The organism is Nostoc sp. (genome assembly GCF_036917755.1).
Lineage (GTDB): Bacteria > Cyanobacteriota > Cyanobacteriia > Cyanobacteriales > Nostocaceae > Nostoc.
Window position 1 is genome coordinate 1 of the sequence record NZ_JBALFC010000018.1, and the last position, 21,170, is coordinate 21,170.

At 41.9% G+C, this 21,170-nt stretch carries 20 protein-coding genes and 1 pseudogene; 11 read left to right on the top strand and 10 right to left on the bottom strand.

Features of this window, described 5'->3' with window-relative positions:
* Positions 1–110 precede the first annotated feature (110 nt).
* The 6 genes from V7L05_RS05785 to V7L05_RS05810 all read left to right on the top strand — a co-directional run bounded on the left by V7L05_RS05785 (position 111) and on the right by V7L05_RS05810 (position 7,991).
* On the top strand, positions 111–3,071 hold the full coding sequence (locus tag V7L05_RS05785; protein WP_335162794.1) for a tubulin-like doman-containing protein: 2,961 nt from the start codon (positions 111–113) through the stop codon (positions 3,069–3,071).
* On the top strand, positions 3,061–4,719 hold the full coding sequence (locus V7L05_RS05790) for a phosphate ABC transporter substrate-binding/OmpA family protein (protein WP_335162647.1): 1,659 nt from the start codon (positions 3,061–3,063) through the stop codon (positions 4,717–4,719). Before V7L05_RS05785 ends, V7L05_RS05790 begins: the two co-directional genes overlap by 11 nt.
* A gap of 89 nt (positions 4,720–4,808) precedes the next feature.
* The gene (locus tag V7L05_RS05795; protein ID WP_335162649.1) at positions 4,809–5,846 is read left to right on the top strand and encodes an ABC transporter substrate-binding protein; all 1,038 of its coding nucleotides are present in this window, start codon (positions 4,809–4,811) and stop codon (positions 5,844–5,846) included.
* A 57-nt stretch (positions 5,847–5,903) separates the two neighbouring features.
* Positions 5,904–6,740 carry an ABC transporter permease gene (locus tag V7L05_RS05800; RefSeq protein WP_335162651.1) on the top strand — a complete coding sequence of 279 codons (837 nt, stop codon included), beginning with the start codon at positions 5,904–5,906 and terminating at the stop codon, positions 6,738–6,740.
* Between the two features lie 24 nt (positions 6,741–6,764).
* Positions 6,765–7,544 (top strand): ABC transporter ATP-binding protein, encoded by a 780-nt coding sequence (locus V7L05_RS05805; protein WP_335162653.1) that lies wholly within the window; start codon positions 6,765–6,767, stop codon positions 7,542–7,544.
* Positions 7,545–7,598: 54 nt separating this feature from the next.
* Positions 7,599–7,991 (top strand): hypothetical protein, encoded by a 393-nt coding sequence (locus V7L05_RS05810; protein WP_335162655.1) that lies wholly within the window; start codon positions 7,599–7,601, stop codon positions 7,989–7,991.
* A gap of 349 nt (positions 7,992–8,340) precedes the next feature.
* Here the strand turns inward: V7L05_RS05810 and V7L05_RS05815 are convergent, their stop codons facing one another.
* The 3 genes from V7L05_RS05815 to V7L05_RS05825 all read right to left on the bottom strand — a co-directional run bounded on the left by V7L05_RS05815 (position 8,341) and on the right by V7L05_RS05825 (position 10,813).
* Positions 8,341–9,195 carry a phosphate/phosphite/phosphonate ABC transporter substrate-binding protein gene (locus V7L05_RS05815; protein WP_335162657.1) on the bottom strand — a complete coding sequence of 285 codons (855 nt, stop codon included), beginning with the start codon at positions 9,193–9,195 and terminating at the stop codon, positions 8,341–8,343.
* Positions 9,196–9,572: 377 nt separating this feature from the next.
* The gene (locus V7L05_RS05820; protein ID WP_335162659.1) at positions 9,573–9,896 is read right to left on the bottom strand and encodes a DUF4278 domain-containing protein; all 324 of its coding nucleotides are present in this window, start codon (positions 9,894–9,896) and stop codon (positions 9,573–9,575) included.
* Positions 9,897–10,489: 593 nt separating this feature from the next.
* Positions 10,490–10,813 (bottom strand): hypothetical protein, encoded by a 324-nt coding sequence (locus tag V7L05_RS05825; RefSeq protein WP_335162661.1) that lies wholly within the window; start codon positions 10,811–10,813, stop codon positions 10,490–10,492.
* 300 nt (positions 10,814–11,113) lie between these two features.
* Between V7L05_RS05825 and V7L05_RS05830 the strand changes: the two genes are divergently transcribed.
* The gene (locus V7L05_RS05830; RefSeq protein ID WP_335162663.1) at positions 11,114–11,368 is read left to right on the top strand and encodes a hypothetical protein; all 255 of its coding nucleotides are present in this window, start codon (positions 11,114–11,116) and stop codon (positions 11,366–11,368) included.
* Positions 11,369–11,371: 3 nt separating this feature from the next.
* Complete coding sequence (gene mltA / locus V7L05_RS05835) at positions 11,372–12,631, top strand: murein transglycosylase A (protein WP_335162796.1); 1,260 nt, start codon at positions 11,372–11,374, stop codon at positions 12,629–12,631.
* A 63-nt stretch (positions 12,632–12,694) separates the two neighbouring features.
* On the opposite strand, the gene V7L05_RS05840 is transcribed toward mltA, so the two are convergent.
* The gene (locus V7L05_RS05840; protein WP_335162666.1) at positions 12,695–13,531 is read right to left on the bottom strand and encodes an LssY C-terminal domain-containing protein; all 837 of its coding nucleotides are present in this window, start codon (positions 13,529–13,531) and stop codon (positions 12,695–12,697) included.
* A gap of 129 nt (positions 13,532–13,660) precedes the next feature.
* Entirely contained in the window at positions 13,661–13,828 is a 168-nt protein-coding gene (locus V7L05_RS05845) for a hypothetical protein (protein WP_335162668.1), read from the bottom strand.
* Between the two features lie 488 nt (positions 13,829–14,316).
* Between V7L05_RS05845 and V7L05_RS05850 the strand changes: the two genes are divergently transcribed.
* Positions 14,317–15,090 carry an AIM24 family protein gene (locus V7L05_RS05850; RefSeq protein ID WP_334947696.1) on the top strand — a complete coding sequence of 258 codons (774 nt, stop codon included), beginning with the start codon at positions 14,317–14,319 and terminating at the stop codon, positions 15,088–15,090.
* A 60-nt stretch (positions 15,091–15,150) separates the two neighbouring features.
* Here the strand turns inward: V7L05_RS05850 and V7L05_RS05855 are convergent, their stop codons facing one another.
* Positions 15,151–16,755 (bottom strand): mechanosensitive ion channel family protein, encoded by a 1,605-nt coding sequence (locus tag V7L05_RS05855; RefSeq protein WP_335162670.1) that lies wholly within the window; start codon positions 16,753–16,755, stop codon positions 15,151–15,153.
* Between the two features lie 561 nt (positions 16,756–17,316).
* On the opposite strand from V7L05_RS05855, the pseudogene V7L05_RS05860 reads away from it, so the two are divergent.
* Positions 17,317–17,650 (top strand): annotated as a pseudogene (locus tag V7L05_RS05860) (hypothetical protein); the annotation flags it as partial.
* Positions 17,651–17,902: 252 nt separating this feature from the next.
* Positions 17,903–18,754 (top strand): universal stress protein, encoded by an 852-nt coding sequence (locus V7L05_RS05865; protein WP_335162672.1) that lies wholly within the window; start codon positions 17,903–17,905, stop codon positions 18,752–18,754.
* 80 nt (positions 18,755–18,834) lie between these two features.
* Here the strand turns inward: V7L05_RS05865 and psbM are convergent, their stop codons facing one another.
* The 4 genes from psbM to tgt all read right to left on the bottom strand — a co-directional run bounded on the left by psbM (position 18,835) and on the right by tgt (position 21,168).
* The gene (psbM, locus tag V7L05_RS05870; protein ID WP_084227279.1) at positions 18,835–18,951 is read right to left on the bottom strand and encodes a photosystem II reaction center protein PsbM; all 117 of its coding nucleotides are present in this window, start codon (positions 18,949–18,951) and stop codon (positions 18,835–18,837) included.
* Positions 18,952–19,273: 322 nt separating this feature from the next.
* Complete coding sequence (locus V7L05_RS05875; protein WP_334949661.1) at positions 19,274–19,570, bottom strand: 2Fe-2S iron-sulfur cluster-binding protein; 297 nt, start codon at positions 19,568–19,570, stop codon at positions 19,274–19,276.
* 185 nt (positions 19,571–19,755) lie between these two features.
* A complete protein-coding gene (locus V7L05_RS05880) occupies positions 19,756–19,893 on the bottom strand; it encodes a photosystem II reaction center protein K (protein ID WP_006195022.1) in 138 nt (45 codons plus the stop codon).
* A gap of 102 nt (positions 19,894–19,995) precedes the next feature.
* On the bottom strand, positions 19,996–21,168 hold the full coding sequence (tgt, locus tag V7L05_RS05885; RefSeq protein WP_335162675.1) for a tRNA guanosine(34) transglycosylase Tgt: 1,173 nt from the start codon (positions 21,166–21,168) through the stop codon (positions 19,996–19,998).
* Between the last annotated feature and the right edge of the window lie 2 nt (positions 21,169–21,170).

Here is a 21,170-nt window from a genome sequence, read left to right on the forward strand (position 1 = left end):
TATGGCTTAACTAACTTTAATAGTTTTAGGAGAAGGATTTTACTAAACTGGCATTTCTGTTGTTAATTTAACATATTTAGTCTGGGAGAGCCAACAATGTTAGATCCAGGATTGTTGGCCATGAAAAATTTATGCTGGATCGTTGGGGAGTTCAGCTAGATAAAGGTGTCAACATTTTCATCGTCTGCTCTCTTTCAGGGGGGACTGGCTCTGGTATGGTACTTGACATTGCCTATAACTTGCGAGACTGGGTTCCTCCTGCGGATTTGCCCCAATCCTCAGCTTATTTAGTGCTTCCAGGAGCCTTTGCAGGGCTTGGTGACAGGGTAATAGCTAATGCCTATAGTGCCCTAATGGAGTTAAACCACTATTCGCGCAACGATACTCGTTTTGAAACTCAATATAGCCCGAATCCGAGCGATCGCATCAGTTCCCAAAGTAGTCAGGATGTACCTTTTAACTTCTGTTACCTGGTTGGTAACAGCAACGATAAAGTAACTTTTCCTAGCCTCAACTCTGTTTTGGAAATGGTTTCCCAAAACATTTTTTTGGACTTCAGTTCTGGGTTTAGTCAATACAAAAAACTTGTCCGTGACAATATTCGCAAACATTGGGCTAGTCCTGATTCCAAAGGTTATCCTCAGAATTTTATTAGTTTCGGGCTTTCGAGTATTCAATTTCCTGTAGAGCGGGTTCTCAATGCTTGCGCCTTACGATTAGGAGGTCAGTTAATTACTTGGTGGTCTAACCCTACTCCCACCCCGGCGGCGATGCGTGATGTGATTAAAACAGAAATCCTGCCTAATTTACGATTAGCGGAATCTGAAAATGAGCATCAGTTACTCAACAGTATTAGCCTTGGCGATAATATGAAACCCTACAGCAAAGAAGTGGCTGATTGGGTAGCAGGCTTACGCAAACGTCGCAACGACCTAAATATTCCCTTCGAGAACCTACAGCGCTTCATCTCAGTAGAACAGGACAAATACAAGTCTCACTTTTACGACAGTGATACAGACCCAAGGCGCTGGAGTGATTACTTTCAGAAGATGTGGGATAACCTGAACCAACTGATTCCCCAAAAGCGCCAAGAACTGCGTCAGGTTGTCTACAAAATCATTGAAGACCGTTTTCGCGGGCCAAAGTTTGCTCGTCATTTCCTAGAAGTACTTCTAGACATTTTTACAGAATATCGTAGCCAGTTTGACCAAGACAGACAAAAAAACTGGTTGCCTAAAGAGCATTCTGCAACAAATACTTTACAAGTTCTACTGAAGCAGATAGATGACCATGCTAAACAACTCATTTATGCCCTGAATCGCAAAAATTTGATTGATGAAGACTTCAGGGGAATTACACACGCTTTTGAGTCGCTGTATATATCAAAAGTAGAAGTAAAAGCCCGGACATTGGCAGTACATCTGTTGGATAGTTTGAAGGAAGAAATTGAGCGTTTGCTGGTAGATTTGGCTGCTCTAGAACGCAACTGCGAGATATTGAAAGCTCGATTTCTCGACCAAGAACAAGCTTATATTGGTGAAACTGGAGTACTAACAGTTAACGGAATTTTAATTTATCACAGCAAAGATGTAGACCAAATTTATAACAAGACCATTGCCGAAAAGCAGGAGAATATCTGTCAGGCAATTTCGCAGCAGATATTGGGAGAGTTAGGGACAAAACTCTTTGATTTATACACTTTCGACAACTTGAGGCTCAAGGATTTGTTTGAGCGGATTTTGAATCGCTCTCTGGATGAATTTGTCGGCAATGGTAAGATCCAAATCTCCACGGCTCGCAAGTTCCTGGAAGAATACCCAACTGTAGAACAGCAGGAAGCTCAGATTAAGACTATCTTTGAAAAAAGTGAGCCTTTCTTACGCTTCAGTCAAGAACAGGCTCGATTAGGTTGGGAAGATAGAGCCGAAAAGCGGCAAACTATAGTCGGTATTCAAGGCGGTAATAAACCTACAGATCCGGCTGTAAGTTTAATACTCCCGATGATTCGTAAGACCAGCACACTTACTGATAAAGATATTCGTCCTTTAGGTGACTCTCACCACATTTACTTTGTTCAAGAAATTGGAGCATTTCCTCTCAGGCTGATCGAGGGGATGGATCGGATGCGGACAGTTTATCGGTCTGTGTCTCAGTCAGATAAGAATCCTTTGCATACCCATCAGGATTATCGCCAGTTTCATGACCACATGCCGGCAACTCAAGCTGAAGTCCAGGCTAAACAAAACTTGATTCTGGCTGAAATTTTTGGATTAGTGGTTGAGGAAGAAAATTTAATTACTAAATACTCGGAAATACGTTTTCACTATCAAGACAAATTGACAGGGTTGAAAAAGATCCAGGTTCTGGGAAATGACTGGCAAGAAGCCGAAGAATACCTTGTTAGTGACCATAATCGCAGAGTCCGGGAGATTTTGGAAGATGTACTCCAAAATGTCGGTCAACAAGCGGTTACAAAAGCCGAAAAACAGGGGCTTTACCAAAAACTTATGGCGCATCTCAAAGAACTAGAAAAGACTCTTGCGGGTGGTAAGGACAATGCTAACTACCGTAAGCAGGAAGTAGCGATCGAGGGTTATGTAAAGACTTACAGCTTGTTTATTCCTGCTGAGACTATATCTGCATCTGCGCAAAAATCTGCTGAACTTCCCAAAACTTCACCAGCCAATTCTAGAACATCGGAAGACCTGAACAGTAATTTAGAAAAGTTCACGAAGTTAGTAGAAACCTGTTACCGTCGCGGCAATCCTGCTGAAAATCAAGTACAAATGCTAGAGCATTTTCGCCAAAAGTATGGCATTTCTCAAGCAAATTCTGACCAAATTATTGCTAAATTCTCCTGTGGGCATTCTCAGCAACAAGCTCTCTATGAGTATGGTTTGATGTATCGAGCTTTTCTAGAAAGCAATACTGAAATTGATTTTGAGCAACAGACACAGTTGCTTGAACTTCAAGAAGAATTAGGGCTGACTAACAAACAAGTTTCCACTATGGAAGCCAATATACAAGAAGAACTGGGATTAACAGAAGCGAGATCAAAAGATGCTAAATGAACAGAACTATATTACTTGCTCTAAATGTGGTCATGATAAAAACGCCTCAACTCTAAAAAAGTGCGAAATTTGCGGAGAGAGGCTAGTTCAGAAGAATCCACCAGATAAGCTTAATAATCCAGTAATATTGACTTTAGCTCTTGCTATTACTGCTGGTTTGGGTATAGGTGGTTTTTGGCTAGTAAGTCAAAAGTCATTCAACTTAATTCCGAATGTCGCAAACAACATTAATAAAACTGAACAATTAACTCTTCTAGGTGACACCTTTAGTGGCTACAGTACCTTTCGCGGTAAAGAGTTTCAATCTAGCAAAGAACCGGGAGTTAACCTACATTATGAAGATGAATTCGATCAGGCTAAACGATCTGAACTTTTGAACCAGGGGAAAGCTAACTTATTAGTAACGACACTGGATCAATTTCTCAAACAAAAACCTCAAGGGAAAATTGTCGGGCTAATTGACCGCACAATCGGTGCAGATGCGGTTGTTTTGAATACAAAAAAGTATTCCAACTTGAAGTCACTTCTGGATCTTAATGTATTAATACAGCAAATGCGATCGCAGGGAAAGCAGTTGAGCATTACTTTTGCTGGTGATACCCCCAGTGAATATCTAGCTCTGATGTTAAGTACTAAATTCGATCAGTTTAAGTTGTCAGATTTTCAAGTGAATAAGGTAGCAGATGCATCTGTTGCTTGGAAGCTTTTGCAAGACCCCAATCAAAATGTAGCAGTTGCTGTTCTCTGGGAGCCTTATATCACCAAAGCTCGACAGCAGGGGTATACAGTTGTCTTATCTAGTAAAGATGTACCTGGGGCAATTGTAGATGTGATTGTTGCCTCCAACCAACTTATTCAATCTCAACCTGAGAAAATTTCCGAATTTCTGGCAGCTTACTATCGTCGCATTGATAGCAATCTTCGTGATACTTCACAGTTTCAAAATCAGATTGCTGAGGATGGCAAACTATCACCCAGCGATGCAAATTCTGTTTTACAAGGTATTGACTTTTTTCCCGCTATTGAAGCTAAAGACTGGTTAACAAATGGGACGTTAGAGAAACGAATTGGCTCTACGGCTGCGGTTTTGACATTGGCAGGTAAATTGAATCAGGTTCCTGAGAATCCCAAAGATTTGTTTACCTCTGAGTTCATCACTAAGGCTGCGACTAACAGCCAAAATTTGATTGATTTGGTGCGTGCCGATAACCCAGAACTAGCAGACAGACTAACAGGAAAAGTAAAGGTGCTTGCCTCGAATAACAAACTCAATGCTAACCAAATTAAAGTTGCTCCTAATATAGGCAATTTGCAAGTCCGAGGAGATGTAAAATTTGGTATTGGCTCTGCTCAACTTGAGGATGAGGGTAAGCAAACACTCAATCAGTTAGCTCAGGAAATTTCAGAATTCAACCTACAAACTGTAGCTGTAAGAGTAATTGGGCATACGTCTCAGATTGGCTCTGCTGACTTTAACCAAAAACTTAGCCAACAACGAGCGCAGGTAGTAGGTAATTATCTACGTTTGCAAAATATCAAGCACAATATTGTGGTTGAGGGTCAAGGCTTTAGCCAACTGCTACCCGGCATACCTCCAAATGACCCCCGCAATCAACGCACGGAAATTCGCCTAGTTCGGATCAATTAGCTGAAGTCAATAACCTCCTCATGCAGAGTCGCAGAGAGAGTCTAATTGAGTTGTTCAGTTGAGGTTGCAAATTATAGAGAGGAGACTTAATGAAAGTTCGCACCATACTATCTTGGTTTTGTATTTTTTTGGTCAGTTTAATAGTTACTGTCAGTTGTACTCCTTCGCAAATTCCTACTTCTAACACTGCTTCTACTCCATCGGCAACTCAGCCAGTTAAAATAGGGTTTAGTGCTTGGCCTGGTTGGTTTCCCTGGCAGGTGGCTCAAGAACAAGATTTATTTACAGCTAATAAAGTCAAAGCCAATTTAAAGTGGTTTGATGGCTATTTAGATTCGATTAATGCCTTAGCGACAACTCAACTTGATGGTAATAGCCAGACTCTCAATGACACCATCAGTTCAGTGGCGGCTGGAGCAGATTTGGTAATTGTGCTGACGAATGATAATTCTCAAGGCAATGACCAAATTATTGTGCGACCAGGAATTAATTCTATCAAAGACTTGAAGGGTAAAAAGGTGGCAGCAGAAGAGGGAACAGTAGACCACTTTTTATTACTACTAGGATTAGAAAAAGCAGGTTTGACTCAAGCGGATATTCAGTTTCAACCTTTGGAGACGGGTGCGGCGGCGGCGGCTTTTGCTGCTGGTAAATTGGATGCAGTTGGCGTGTTTGCTCCCTTTATTAGCAAAGCATTATTACTTCCTAAAAGTAAGGCTTTATTCTCTTCTGCTGACTTTCCCGGTGCGATTTCCGATCACTTGGTAGTTACACGCAAGATGATTCAAGAACGACCGCAGGATGTACAAGCTTTAGTGAATACATGGTTTGAAACTCTCAAATTTATCGCAGCTAATAAACAGAAGGCAACAGAAATTATTGCCAAACGAGCGGGTACTAATATCAAGGAATATCAGCAATACGAAGCAGGTACTGCTATTTTCACCTTAGAACAAAATCTGAAAGCCTTTGCTCCTGGTAATGACAGGACTTCCTTATCCTTCACCGCTAAGGAAATTAGTAAGTCTCTGTTGAAAAGTGGTCTGATTAAGCAGGAACCAGACTTAAGCAAAATGTTTGATAACCGCTTTGTCAAAGCCTACGCTGATAAAGCTGGAAAGGTTTGAGGATGTTATGGGTAAGGGATATGGAGGAGCGATGTCTACGACGGGCTACGCCTACGCATGAGTCAATCTACTGATGTTCAGCCGCAAATGTTACCACCAACAGTATTTTGGCGAATTGCAGAAGATATTCCTAAAAGATTGACTGCGATTTTGGTCATTCTGTCTCTTGTCATGCCGATCTGCTTGTGGTGGATTGTCTCTAGCTGGGTTGCCACTATGCCTGGAACTAATTCTATGTTCCTACCAACCCCTGTACAAGTTTTAGCGGCAATTCAGACACTCTGGTCAGATGGAACATTGCTGAAAGACATTGAGTTCAGTATGTTTCGGGTGCTAACTGGTTTTTTCCTAGCAGCAGTGATTTCAATTCCTCTGGGGACACTCATGGGAACATTTGCTAGTGTGCGATCGCTCTTAGAACCGATCATTGGCATCATTCGCTATATGCCAGCGCCTGCCTTCATCCCACTGTTAATTTTATATTTTGGCTTGGATGAATTGCCAAAGATTCTGCTGATTTTTATTGGCACTCTTTTCTTTAATACGTTGATGATTATGGATGGGGTGAAGTTTATTCCCAAAGAATTAATTGAAACTACATATACCTTGGGAGGAAGGCGCAGTCAAGTTTTATTACAGGTAATTTTTCCCTACCTCCTGCCTGCAATTATTGATGCCTGTCGAGTGAATATGGCAGCAGCATGGAACTTAGTTATCGTAGCGGAACTAGTAGCAGCGACCGAAGGATTGGGAAAAAGAATTAGTATTGCTCAACGTTTTCTAAGAACTGATGAAATCTTTGCTGGACTAATTGTAATCGGTTTGATTGGTTTAGGAATTGACTTGCTATTCCGATTATTACTGAGAGTTTCCTGTCGGTGGGCAACGAAATAATTTGTCTTCTATAACTATACGTTTATGCATCTAGAAGTTGCTAATCTTCACAAACAATTTCAAACCCGCAACGGTATAATTGTTGCCCTTAAAGACATCAATATCCATATCAAAGAAGGTGAATTTGTCTGTGCTGTCGGGGCATCTGGCTCAGGGAAAACGACTTTATTACGCCTGATTGCGGGACTTGATACTCTCACGGCTGGGGAAATACGGGTTGATGGAGTGAAAGTCACAGGCCCAGGAGCAGACCGGGGTCTGGTGTTTCAAAACTATTCTCTCTACCCCTGGATGACTGTAGCAGATAACATTGGCTTTGGGTTAAAGCTGAGGGGCGTACCCAAGGTCAAAAGACAACAGCAGGTTTCTTACTACCTAGATATGGTAGGCTTAACTGAATTTGCTAAGGCACTACCTAAAGAACTATCAGGAGGTATGCAACAGCGAGTAGCGATCGCTCGTGTCCTAATATCTCAGCCGAAAATTCTCCTCATGGATGAACCATTTGGTGCTTTGGATGCCCAAACAAAAGAGATGATGCAACAATTTCTTCTGGAGTTGTGGAGAAATACAGGTACAACTATTTTTATGATTACTCATGATGTTGAGGAAGCAGTTTTTGTATCACAGCGAATTTATATCCTCACCTCACATCCTGGAAGCATTAAAACTGAACTAACTATAGATTTACCCATTGAGCGAACCTACCAGATCAAAATAAATTCTAATTTTAAAGAGTATAAAGAAACTGTGCTAGAGCTAATGCGTTTTGAAAATGGAAAAGATGTATTTACACTAGCGTAATCACAATAAATTATCCTATTTCAACCAATGAATCCCATTCGGAAATCTACCATAGTGCTAGGTACAGTAGGCTTCATCATATTTTCTGTACTTTTGCTTGTATTTCTACCGTGGAGCTTTAACTTCTTTGGCTACGCACTACCAGGAAAAGGAGGATTACCTTGCCGAGTTTCATACGGTCATCGGGTCTATATTGCTTCAAATAAGTGCATTGGAGTTTTTTCCTACGGGATACAACTTCCCTGTAGGACAGAGTTAGATTTGATAGATAAGAAGTCGTGGCCGCTTACCCAAGTTGGACAAATACCTACCTTGTTGGGTGAACCCTATCGACTGTTCCTAGATGCTCCTTCTATCAAACAGATAAAGCAATGGACAGCCACAGGTATATTTGTTCGCACTGGCAGTAACTGCTACATTGGCTATGACCTTTCAGGCGGTCCGTAAGAGTAACATATCGCCCGTGAGAAGCATTGGAACAGCCAAAACGAGCCGATTTTTGTTGCGCCAAATTGCCCAAATAAACTTCCAGTAATAAACCCTTTGTTAGTGAGCAACAACTTGGGGAAAATAACAAAGTTCTTCAGAAACTGATTGCTCAATAAGAGTGAATCATAAATGTTTTTTTCATCGCCGCGATCGCCAGAGAGTCTAAATGTTACTTTACTCTATACCTTTGAAGATTAAACCTTAGACTCTCTCACTCTTAATCAGAACAGCCCTTTCAGGATTTGGATCAAAAAGAATATTTGCTTTTATTAACGTGAGCCTCCGTTGGAGACTCACGTTAATTGACTCAAAATAAACGAACAGGCTTTTTTTGCAGCTTGGAACTAATCGAGCTTACCCGATCAACCAGAGAAATCATGTATTTGTAATCTGGTACTTGTCCATTGGGTACATACCCCACTTCTTGAGCTAAACTTGAAGGCGAATTACTCATCACTTTGCGGATAAACTCTTGACGGTTACGTTCTATACTAGGCCCTATTAAGACCACACCTAATGGTACATAGTGAGGGTCTTTAAATAGTATGCGGAATTCGGTTCGGTCTAACTGTGAACCGTAGAGGCTCAATTCCGCCTCTGAGACAGCACAGGCGATCGCTTTTCCTTCAGCGACCAATTGTAGCGCGGCTTTCGGTGTGGGTGCAAATAGTATCTCTGCCAGTGTTGTACCATAAAGATTGTAAAGAGGAAAATAATATCCGGTTGCGGAACCTAACTGGCCTAAAGCCACTATTTTACCTTCTAGCTGTTTCAAGTCGGATATTGGATTGTCTTTGCGAACAACGAAAATTGAACGCAGATTACTAATACCTATTAAAGGAAATAGAGGAACATATTGGTAGTGTGCGATCGCAATAGCCGCTAAACCCGGTGGAGCAAATACCAATGACCAAGCACGAGCCTCAAGGCGCTCAACCGCTCTATTTTCATTAAAAGCAGGCTCTAGCTGAATATATGCATTTGTCTTTTCACCCAAGTAACTATTAAATTTAGCATATTGGTTAATTATCTGTTCGCCTCCACCATAGTTGATAACACCAATAGTTAACGTGCCCTCAAACTCTTTTGTTGATTGGCAAGCAGCAAATGTCAAACCTAGCAGATTAAACAGAAATAAACGCCGGGGAAATCGCAAAAACATCACTAATTTATGGTTGAGGAAATAACTTGGTTTTCAGAACTAATTTTCAAAACAGGTGCTAAATTTAACTTCCTTTTAATTTAATATTAGTTTTCATAGTCAGGATTTTGGGAAGTCGCATTGCCTTATCCAGTGTACTCCAAGGGAGAGCGCAAAATGAAATGGCTTCTCAAGCGTTTTTGAAAATTTTCGTAAAAAGTCTGAGTATAAAAACATCGCCCAAAAAGTTAGCGTTGGTGATATGAGCGTTGATTTTGAAGAAAGCTCTAATGATTAAATATTGACACAGGAAGTAGGTAGTGCTGAAATTTTAACGTTTTTGAGGATTGTACTAGAAGTTCATGACTACCTAAATTTCAGATCGGCTTGCTGCTATATTATTGTTGAAGCTTTAATAATTCCTCAGAAATCGGCAGTGCCCCAACTTTTGAAGTGCTTGCTGGTTGAGAGACTACGGTAACTTCTTCCTGTGCAGTTTTATTTACAAAGTAGGTGATTCCTCTAAAGCTTAATTTATAGGCTAGTGGTGCTAGAGGAACTTCCGGCGGTTTGGAATTCGGATCAACACAATAAGTAACGCCACGGTACATTAGATTATAAGTTAGCCCAAGTTCAAGAACTGGCTCAAAGGGCTGTTCTGCTTTATTGCTAACCTTGCTTCGGTCGTATTCGTAGTTTAGACCACGATAGTAAAGTTTCATAATTTTCACTTCCTGAATAACTGTTGTTCAACAATGCCAATGAGTTATCAGAGCTTAATTGGAGAGTTATGCAAGAGCTAAAAAAACTTACATTTTTTAACTATAGAAAGCAATGATCGCATGGTTTGCCCTGACTCCTGATACCATTTCGCACAAACCCTGATATAGCAGTCTGCTTTGATTTTTGTTCGCGCAGCGTGGCGTAGCCATAATTATTTGCGTAGACAGGGAGTAGAGAGTAGGCAGAGACGCGATTAATCGCGTCTGTACTAGGGAGTGGGGAAGAAGCCTTTTCGGGGTGTACTGATTTTTTTCAAAAATCAAATACGAGTCCTATACATATAGATTTCTCGTAGGGACACAGCATTGCTCATTGGTGTCAACTTAAGTTAAAACGCTTATCCCACAGGCGTTTTACCCCACACGCCAGATGCTCCACTTGGGGAGACCCCAAGACCGCACTGGCTCCCCTTAATCCCCTCCCCGTTCACGGGGCTACGGTGTACACACATCTCTATGCTGAGTGCAAAATGTGGTTTGATCCCCCTAAATCCCCCTTCAAAAGGGGGACTTTGATTCTAGTTCCCCCTTTTTTAAGGGGGGTTAGGGGGGATCAGAACCATAGGGGATTGGTATGAAACACCCCAGGAACCGCCAAGAACGAAAGTATCAGAACCATCACCACCAACCAGAGTGTCATATTCTGTGCCACTAGTTGAATAGCCGTCAAGGCGATCGTTACCGGCTCCGCCATAGAGGAGATCATCACCAGATCCACCATAGAGGCTGTCATTGCCAGAGTATGTTGGATTAGAACCGCCATAAAGGATGTCATTACCTTCTCTGCAAGCGCGATCGTGGATTGATGCCAAATCAGGTCTGTTCTCTGTCCATCCGATGATGATTGAATATGTCAAATCTTTTATTATTGACGAGAAGATTACCAAATTTCAGCCGAGCGTATTTCTGGATCAAGAACATCAACGTCAGGTAGCAAGCTAGAACTGCCAGGGGAACTTTCGTCTAGGGCTTGCTTCTTTGAGTTCATTACCCCTTTTTTCGGAAATTTGTAAGCACTATTACTTATTGACAAATTGTTTATGACCTTAACCTCTTAAAGATGTCCTCTAAATCGCCTGCTCCCGTATGCTTACCCTTTTCATTCGGAGGTTAGGTGGTTAACAATGGGTTGAATGTTTTTCAAATGATTCCACCTTATGACTAGAACTGCAAGTGAATATGCCGTATTCCTCCTACTGGAAACCGGCCACCGGGAAGAAGTACGTTTTCCGACTATTCAAGAGTTTCAGAAATGGTATAGTGGCGAACTTGTGCCAAAGTCTGCTTCTAATGACTTTATTAGTGTCCCGATCAAAAATATTCAAGGTGAGTACATGGTAGTAAGACCCTCTCGGATCGTGGCAATCCGGGTAGAACCCATTTTTAGTTCCAGTGTTGAAAGATTCAACTAAATGATCAGAAAAACCCTCGCTTTGCTTTCCTTGAGTCTGGGAATTGCCCTTGTAAACCCTCTCTGGGTGGCTGTTGCTCAGGTTCCTAACTTACTGCCGTTGCCAGTACCCACAACTCCTGATCTCCCACCTCTGCCAGTACCAATTATTCCTGAGTTAACGCCACCGCTAAAACCAATCACTATCGGAAGCTATTGTACACTCAGACCGGTTTGCTTGGGTTGGGATGACCAAATTTGGGGTCAAATAGGCAAAACAGGCGACCGCAATGCGTTGTTGGCTGCCATTGACAATAGTCTGCTTTACCTAACAAAGAGTGACGCGATCGCAGCATATCAAAATTATCCAGTTAAGGAAATTACTCTTAATCGTGTCCGTCGGAGTTTGGTACGTTTCCGCCAACTGGTTGTCAGTTCTAAGTCAGCAGCGCAACTACAAGCCTCTGTCCGCCGAGAGTTTGTCTTCTACCAGTCCGTGGGCAACGATGGCAAGGGTGCTGTTAAGTTCACTGCTTACTACGAACCTGTTTATACCGCTAGCCGTGTCAGGACTGCAATATATAAGTATCCTGTTTATCGGCTACCACCTGATTTCAGCCAATGGCCGAAACCCCACCCAAAACGAATTGATTTGGAAGGGAAGGATGGTTTACAAGGGAATAAGAGCAAGTTGCGCGGTTTAGAATTGCTTTGGTTCCGCGATCGCCTAGACGCATACATGGTACATATCCAAGGTTCTGCCCAAATTAAATTAACTAATGGCAAAACAACATCAATTGGCTATGCAGGTGGAACTGATTACCCTTGGACTAGTATCGGCAAAGAACTAGCCAAAGATGGCAAACTTCCACTGAATGGATTGACGCTACCACGGATGATTGCTTACTTCCGGCAAAAACCCCAGGAGTTAAACAATTATCTGCCACGCTGGGAACGATTTATTTTCTTCCAAGAAACTGGTGGGACCGCAGCTACAGGCAGTATTCACGTACCAGTGACAGCAGAACGTTCCATTGCTACAGATAAGTCTCTCATGCCACCGGGAGCGCTAGCGCTGATTTACAACTCATTTCCCTATCCCGCCAGTCGTGGCAAACTAGAGAATCGTACTGTCAGCCGCTTTGTGCTAGACCAAGATACCGGAAGCGCCATCAAAGGCCCGGGTCGGGTGGATTATTTCATGGGGTCTGGTAAACTAGCAGGCGATCGCGCTGGCATCACAGGCGGTAATGGTTCACTATATTATTTGCTGCTCAAAGAATAGGTATTGGGCATTGGGGCATTGGATATTGGGCATTCACCCAATACCCAATCACTTGAAGGCAAACTATTTTAAATAGTGTCGCAGCCATGACCATACTTCATTTTTGAGATTAACAGGCTCTGGATTAGGCAAAAGAGTTAATGGTTTTGTTTGGGCAATACTGTTCATCGAAAGTACACAAATAGTTAATTCCCCATCTGTGTAATAGCCGTCGCCTCCTCCATTCCGACCTTGCCATGTGGCTCCAATACCTGTGACTTGATATAATTGGGCAATCTGGTGTGTATTTCCAATACTTTTAATCAGGTTATCTCTTTCAAGATCAATGTTTGCATCAATGTGGTGAGTAATCTGTCCTGTGCGGTGGCTAAGTTCGACGCTTTGATCAAATGTCGCTGAACCTAACCATATAGGTCTGCGATCGCTACTTAAGTCGTTCGATTGCCACAAGCGCACATGATGTCTAGCTTTGGCATTATTGCCCACGGGTAGTTCAAAAGACACGTCCTGTTTGCGTCCCCACAAATATAAATTACTCACAGGTGCAGTTGGGTAAGAATCCTTGAGGAGAACACTTTTAGCTATCCCAGCACTTGAGCGTAAGGTGATCGGGTCTGCTGGATACCAACCTGCTGCCAGTAGCGTCTGCACCACTTCTGCTGTTGTACCTACAAATCCAATATTCAGAGGATCTCCAGAGATCCCTTCTGCGGTTTGCGTTGTTTTCGGAGAATGTTCCAGCTTTGGGTTATGTTCATAGTGACGCCACAGTGCTGGTAAAACGACATAACTCACCAGTCCATATAAGCCGAATAAACCAACTAACGTCCCAAAAATGTACCAAAACCAATGTCGATGTTTTGGGCGTGCGTCACTATTTGAGTTAGAGGCTTGTTGCATTTGAACCCGGTGACAAAGCTATATTTCCTTTTTTAACGTAACGCGAAAGTCCCCACCTTCAATGTACTCATAAGGTGGGGATGGACAAGGGGAGACGACGAAACACCCCTAAACGACAATAACCGCAGGTTATTTAGTGCCAGGGGTGGTAGAGGAGTCTGCAATCCCTGATGCAGGCAGCCGGTCAATCCAGTCTTCAACCAGTTGAGTCATTGTCTTCTCTTTGCTAGCAGCATATAGTCTAAGCTTATCTAGCCGACGTTCAGATATACGTAAATTCAATCCTTTTTTGGTCATGCTCATCTACACAACATCTACACAACATCTACATCAATGATATTATATAGATGGTTGCTGACCCACCCACACGGCTCATAACAAACGGTCACAGTAGCGATTATACGCTTACCAAGTCTAAGAGCGTGAGAAAGGGGGAAAGATTCCGGTCACTGGTTCGCCTATTTGCTAAGGCGGTAAAAGATAAGCCATACAGGAATGTACGTAAAGCTATATACCTGCGGGAGGCGGGTGTCTGCCTGTGGACGCGGAGTAAGACCTTCATCTTGCACGAGCTTGAGGAGGCATCGGCGGATGAGACGGGAAACCCAAGCGACGAATAAGACCGTCATTGTTGTAGTTGAAATTGGAAGCTCCTTTTTCAGCGAAGCAAAAAGGGGTACTTCACTTAATCAATTCCGTGGGTTTAAGTTGCTTGAGCGTAAGAGCATCACTATAGTTAAGCTAAGTGATTTTCTTTTAAACCATCTGTGAGATTATACTATACCATGTCTGACTTCAGCAGTGAACCGATACCAGAATTGAGAAATCCCCAACAAACCTTTCATTCCGGTGACTTAAATTTAAGAGTCGAAGGAGAAGTAGTACCTGTAGTAGATGTCCATCTGGGACAACAGCAATCAATTTACTTTGAGCATCATATCCTACTGTGGAAACATCCCAATGTTCGCCTCGGTGTCAAAGGTTTAAAAGGGGCAGCCAAGCGTTTCTTTGCCGGACTGCAAATTTTTATCAGTGAAGCACATGGGCCAGGGAATATTGCTTTCTCCCGTGAGGCCCCAGGACAGATTGTGGTGCTGCAATTAGAGCGTGGACAGACAGTGGACGTGCGCGAACATCAGTTTTTGCTAGCTACCAGCAATGTTGAGTACAGTTTCTTTTTCCAGCGAGGACTGGCGAACCTCTTTTTCAGCCGCAGTGGCGGGTTATTCATCGATCGCTTCATTGGTCAGCAACAAGGGGGACTACTTTTGATTCACGGTTACGGCAATGTTTTTGAAAAGTACCTCGCTCCTGGAGAGATGTTAGATGTAGAGCCAGGCGCATGGTTGTGGAAAGACTCATCAGTGAAGATGGAGACAGTAACGGCGCTGCAATCTAGTGGTGGCATCTTCGGAGCAATTGGCGTAATGCTTGGCGGCATTTCATTCACTCTTAACCGTTTTACTGGCCCTGGTCGCTTAGGGTTGCAGTCTATGACTTATCACCCTCCTGTATCTGAGGGCGCAACTCAAGTCGGTGGCAGCGCCAATCTCGGTTAAAGTATAAGTACGTTGTCAACCTCAAGAGTTCGAGGCAATTCCGAATTTACATTTGATTGGCTATATGCGTTGTTTGTTTTTTGACAATCGTTCAAACATTTGTATGAAAGCTAACTGCATTTCTGGCGTAAATTCCAACGTGCCAGAACGCAGATGTAAATCTAACTGAGCAAAAGGAATTTCAATTTTTCGCTGCTGTAATACTTCGTAGATATTGTAGTATAAATCACTTTTGAGCAAAAATTGTTTATTAGGTTCCGCAGTCCATACTAATAGCTCAAAATTTAAGCCGTTGTTACCAAACTCTTTAAACAGCACTAGAGGAGAAGGAGACTGCAATACATTGGGATGTTTAGACGCTGCCTCTAGCAGAGCAGCTTGTACTGCTTTGGGATCTGAACTATAAGCAACGCCAACGGGAAGATGAAGGCGAGAAATCGGGTTGCGATGGCTCCAGTTGATTACTTCTTTTTCCAAGAAACGAGAGTTGGGTACAATGATTGAAACGTGGTCAAGAGTACGAATCTCGGTACTTCTTGCACCCATTCGCTCGACGATACCTGTATATTCCCCAACTTCTACAAAATCTCCAACTTGAATCGGGCGCTCAAATACTAGTACTAAACCACTGCCAAAATTCTTAGCAATATCCTGTAAGCCAAAGCCAATACCAACACTTAAAGCACTTGCTAAGATTGTCAAAGAGCTAATATCAAGCCCCCAGATTTGTAGCAGTACCAGTGTACCAATAAAAATCAGACCATATTTGAAAAGTATTACAATCGCTTCTTGAGCGCCACGATTGATTCCAGTAAAATCTAGAATGCGAGAACGTAAAAAATTGGTTACAGTTCCAGCAAAGATCACTAAGCCGAATAACAAGCCAATCAAAATTATTAATTCAGTAATAGAGTAAGGATTCTTCCCTAATGTCAGAATAGGCGATGTGAAACTGGTAATCAGAATATTTGAAATTTGGTAGCTCCATTGACGAGTAAAAGGAAAGAGATTAGTGATATAAAGAACAGCACTTACCCAAAGTCCGAACCGTATACTCGCCAGCACTAATTTGAGAAATAATTCCAATACTTTAAGTGGTTCCGAGTTAGGTATGGACTTGATAGTAGTAGTTAAACGTTGTGATGCTGCTTGCAAAAAGTGATGCTTAATCCATCCTAATAGCCAACTGAATCCAGCAGTTATGAGTAAAATTGCTGCTGCTACAAAAGTTGTTTGTTGGAGATAGGTTTTAGTTCGCTCTAAGTGAGCTTGCTGTAAGGCTTCTTCAATTTGTTGCACCCAAATGCTTGCCTGCTCATCAAGTGTGCTACCTAGAACAGTATCTTGTTGTGTAACTGTTAACAGATAGCGGTCATTTAGCAAAATAATAGGTAGCTGATTGCGTTTTTCAATTTTAACTTGAATAGATTCAGAAGCTGAAATCACATTTTTTAGTTGTGAGTTGATTAAATTTGCCCGTTCTTGAGCGCTATACTCACCAGAATCGCTAATCTGAAAAAGCTGTTGCCCATCCAAAATAACCGGAGCTTTAGTTAATCCTTGAGCAACGACAGGAGTTAGCCAGAGAAACAAAACAAAAGTTAGTACTGCAATGAGAATATTGAAATATTTTGATGGCAGTCGCAAACGTTGAGAATAAAACATAAGGATTCTAACCAGATAATTTTACTCCAGCTAATTAATACTAACTAGATTTTGTCACAATCAAATTATTCCCATAAAATCAACCCAATAGATCAATACAGTTCAGTTAAGCATTTCTTCCTTCTCTTTCTTCTCTTCCTTCGCGTCCAACTCTTGGAGACGCACTCGCGTTCGCGTCCTTCTCCCAAGGGGAGACGCACTCGCGTTCGCGGTTCGTTAAAAAAATTGACTTTGACAAAGAGTTAAGCCTTAACCCAAGCGTATTGCCCAATAGATAGATTTTAAATTTTGAGTTACATAATTATTAATTTTTATCTTAACTTTGGTAGATAATCCAATAGTTCTCGGATAATTTAGTTAGGAAAAAACTCGCATCAAACAAGCTGAAAGATTTATATAGCGAATAGTTGAAGGTAGAAAAAAATCTGCACACATTGTTAACAAACTATTACGACTTTCATTTGACTACTTAAGCTTTTAACACAAAGCTTGCTTTGAAACCCTGGATTAGCGATGGTAGGCTGTGGAGGACGATTTGCTTTGAGCCACTACTCTTTAAGAGTAGGCTGGGAAATCACTACTACTTCTGGGGAGGCAGAGATAGCCCTAACACGGCATCTGGTGAACATAGGTGCAAAAGAATATGTCGCGTGGTGCTGTCCTCATTGCCACCCACGAATAGAAGCTACTCTTTGGCAAAGAAGCCTAGCAGATTATCAAAACAGGCGATCGCAGAGGCATCAATCCCCACCCAGACTTGTGCAACGCGGCAAAAGTCCCAGTTGTTCCCACTTGGGTTATCAAAGGGCGGCAATATAGTGGCGTACAGAACCATTGCGTGGCGGCTGGTGACAGCTTCGCTACTTTTACCCCAACTAACATCATAATTTATTAAGTTCTTTAGGCTAAATTGAGAGTATGCTTAATAATTGAAGTCTAGTTGAGAATTTAAGTAACTAAGTGCAAATAAACTTAAACATTTGTTGAGTTGTTTATACTTTGCCATTTGGTTGAGTGTTAAATACTAAAAAACAAAGTTTATTTGTGCCAACTTACTAACTAGGTTGTCAAGCAAGGCGGTAAAAATCCGACCTAAGCCAAGTACTAACAGCGAAAACCAAAGTAAACTTCACAAAAATTGCGTAAGATGATCAGAAGAATTTTGCTGGCTGTATCGGGATTGGGACACGCAGAAGAAATGCTCAAAACCCTGAAAGAAATCCCTTCAATTCAATCTGCGAAAGTTACAATTTTGCATGTTGTTCAAGCACAAAATGCTGCTGCTACCATGACAGCTAAATGGGAAAATGGTGGTAAAATTCTGGCGAATGCCATTCAAACTTTGAACTTAGATCCTAGTCAGGTTTCTTCAATTTTGCGTGAAGGCGACCCCAAAGATGTAGTTTGCCAAGTAGCTGATGAAATCGACGCTGACTTGATTATTATGGGTTCACGGGGACTGAAGCGGCTGCAATCGATTTTATCGAACTCAGTCAGTCAGTATGTTTTCCAACTATCTTCTCGCCCCATGTTGCTAGTAAAGGATGACATTTATGTAAAAAGAATTAAGCGGATTATGGTGGCAATAGACAACTCTGATTCAGCAAAAAATTGCTTAAAATTAGCTCTATTCTTGTTGCGAGATATTCAGGGCGGCCAGTTAATTTTAGCAAATATTAGTACAGATTTAGGCGGTAAGAAATCGGAAATAACCGAGGTTAACTCAGATAAAAATCCAGTTTTAGCAGCCGCAGTTGCAGAAGCTGAAAAACAGGGTATCCAATCTCGTTCTTATATCAGCAGTGGTAAACCTGGTGAAGAAATTTGTCGGTTGGCAGAGGAGTTGAATATAGACTTATTATTGCTTGGTTCTCCAGATCGTCGTCCATCAATCGCTAAGAGTTTTGTTGATATAGACCGACTCATCGGTACTTCTTTGTCTGACTATGTTCGAGTCAATGCCACTTGTCCAGTATTGTTGGCGCGGACAATTGCTTAAAGTCAAAATAAAGTTAGTAGTTGATAAATAAAAACCCCTACACTACTGGTGCAGGGGTTATTTATTTTATACACAAATTCTTAACTATCTTTTCCACCTTCGCGGCTAGCAGTTTGGATGTACAGAATTAGTAAAAACACAGCGGGAACCAGTACGAACAAAATGCTCGCTATGAATCCCAGGTCATTAACTTGCATGGCAAGAAAACCTCTCTTAAATTTCCAGTCAACAACATTAGGATAGCATTATTGATGACAGAGTTATACCAATTCAAAATTCAAAATTCAAAATACTTACTAAAATTAGGAAATTCAATTTTGGTAAGTATTTTGACTACTGACTGGATACAAATTCGAGCAATGGCAGATTTGAGTATTTAACAAAGTTTAGGGGTTTAATTCCCCTGCCTAACGACGGCAGCACGTTTTCATGCCTAATTAAAATCCCCGTTACAAAACTTAATTACGAACGCGAGTGCGTGCCGGAGGCTCTATTACGAATTACGAATTACGAATTATTTTAAGGCTTTGTGACTACACTGACTGATCCATTCACTAAGGTTTGACAGGCAAGGCGGTAATTTTCCGGCTTTTTCTTGAATTTCCGGTTTTCTACGTCTGTGCGGGGGGAAAGATTTTCTAGTCCTTCCACTATCTGGACAACGCAAGTGCCACATTGACCATTACCACCGCAATTAGTCATCTTGCCAATCAATGTATATATATCAATACCATTTTGGATTGCCTTGAGCCGAAGATTTGCACCATCCGCCGCTACTACTTCTTTATTCTCTTTAACGAATTTGATATTACCCATAACCGATTCCTCCTTGACTCTAAGCTTGGCTTGCAAGGCTTCATATTGACATGGCTTGATTCACATCTTAATTATTATCTTAATTCATCACAAAATATTAATAAATATTAATTTTATAAAATATGTCGTCACAAAAAAATAGGACAGGTGGAGTACCTGTCCTATAAATTGAAAAATAGATTAACTTACCTAAATCCCACGGCTGCTTGCCAAACGAAAGCAAGTAACAAGAAAAATACGGGAATAACAGGGAGAACGTCCACTAAGGGATCAAAGATTTGGTAAGCTTCAGGCAGTTTTGCTAATAAAAGTGCTGCTTCCATGTTTGTTTAAATCCACCTATTCAACACAGCTTTCATAATTGAGAAATATCTTAACATGGTTTGGTCAGGAGTTAGGAGTTAGGAGTTAGGAGTTAAAAATTATTATTCTTCCCTTGTTTCCTCTGCTCCTCTTACCCCCCTATCTCCCTCATCTTCCTCATCTCCCCTTTCTTGATTAAGCCAGTGACCAAATTCTGTGATGAAGCGATCGCTCAATATAGCTTCTCTAATATGCTGCGTAAAGCGAATTAGTTCGGTAATGTTGTGAATGCTCAACAAGGTATAAGCTAAAATTTCCTGCGATCGCACTAAATGAGATATATAAGCACGGCTAAAATTTTGACAAGTGTAGCATGCACAAGTTCCATCTAATGGCGTAAAATCTTCACGAAACTTAGCATTTTTTAAATTCCAGCGTCCGCCCTGGACTATTGCCGTCCCATGTCTGGCCCAGCGTGTGGGAATTACGCAATCAAATAAATCTATACCAGATGCGATCGCGATCGCCATTTCCCGATAAGTACCCACACCCATCAAGTAACGCGGTTTTTCGGGGGGGAGAAGCGGTGCTGTGACTTTTACAATCTCAGCCATCAATTCTGGCGGTTCTCCGACACTCACCCCACCAATGGCATATCCCGGCAAATCCAATTTAGCCAAAGCTTCAGCCGCACGGCAACGCAAATCCAAATACACGCCCCCTTGCACAATCCCAAACAACGCCTGCTCACTACTTTTATGAGCCGTTATGCAGCGTTCTAACCAGCGATAAGTGCGCTCAGTTGCAGTTTCTACCTCTTGGCGAGTCGCTGGGTAGGGCGGACACTCATCAAAGGCCATAATCACATCTGCCCCCAAAGTATTTTGAATCTCAATGGATAGCTCTGGTGTCAAATTAATAATTCGTCCATCATGGGGCGATCGAAAAGTTACGCCTTCTTCAGTAATTTTTCGCATCTCGCTTAAGCTGAACACCTGAAACCCACCCGAATCTGTGAGCATCGGCCCGTTCCACCCCATAAATTTGTGTAACCCACCAGCCCCAGCCACGATCGCTTCCCCTGGTTGTAGGTGAAGATGATAAGTATTGGATAAAATCATTTGCGCCCCAGTATCTCGTAGCTGGGCTGGGGTAATAGTTTTTACATTTGCCAGCGTTCCCACTGGCATAAATCTGGGGGTTTCTACAACACCGTGAGGCGTGAAAAACACTCCGGCTCTAGCTTTGGTTTGGCTACAGCAAGCAAGACATTCAAAGGAAAAATTCGCACTCATGC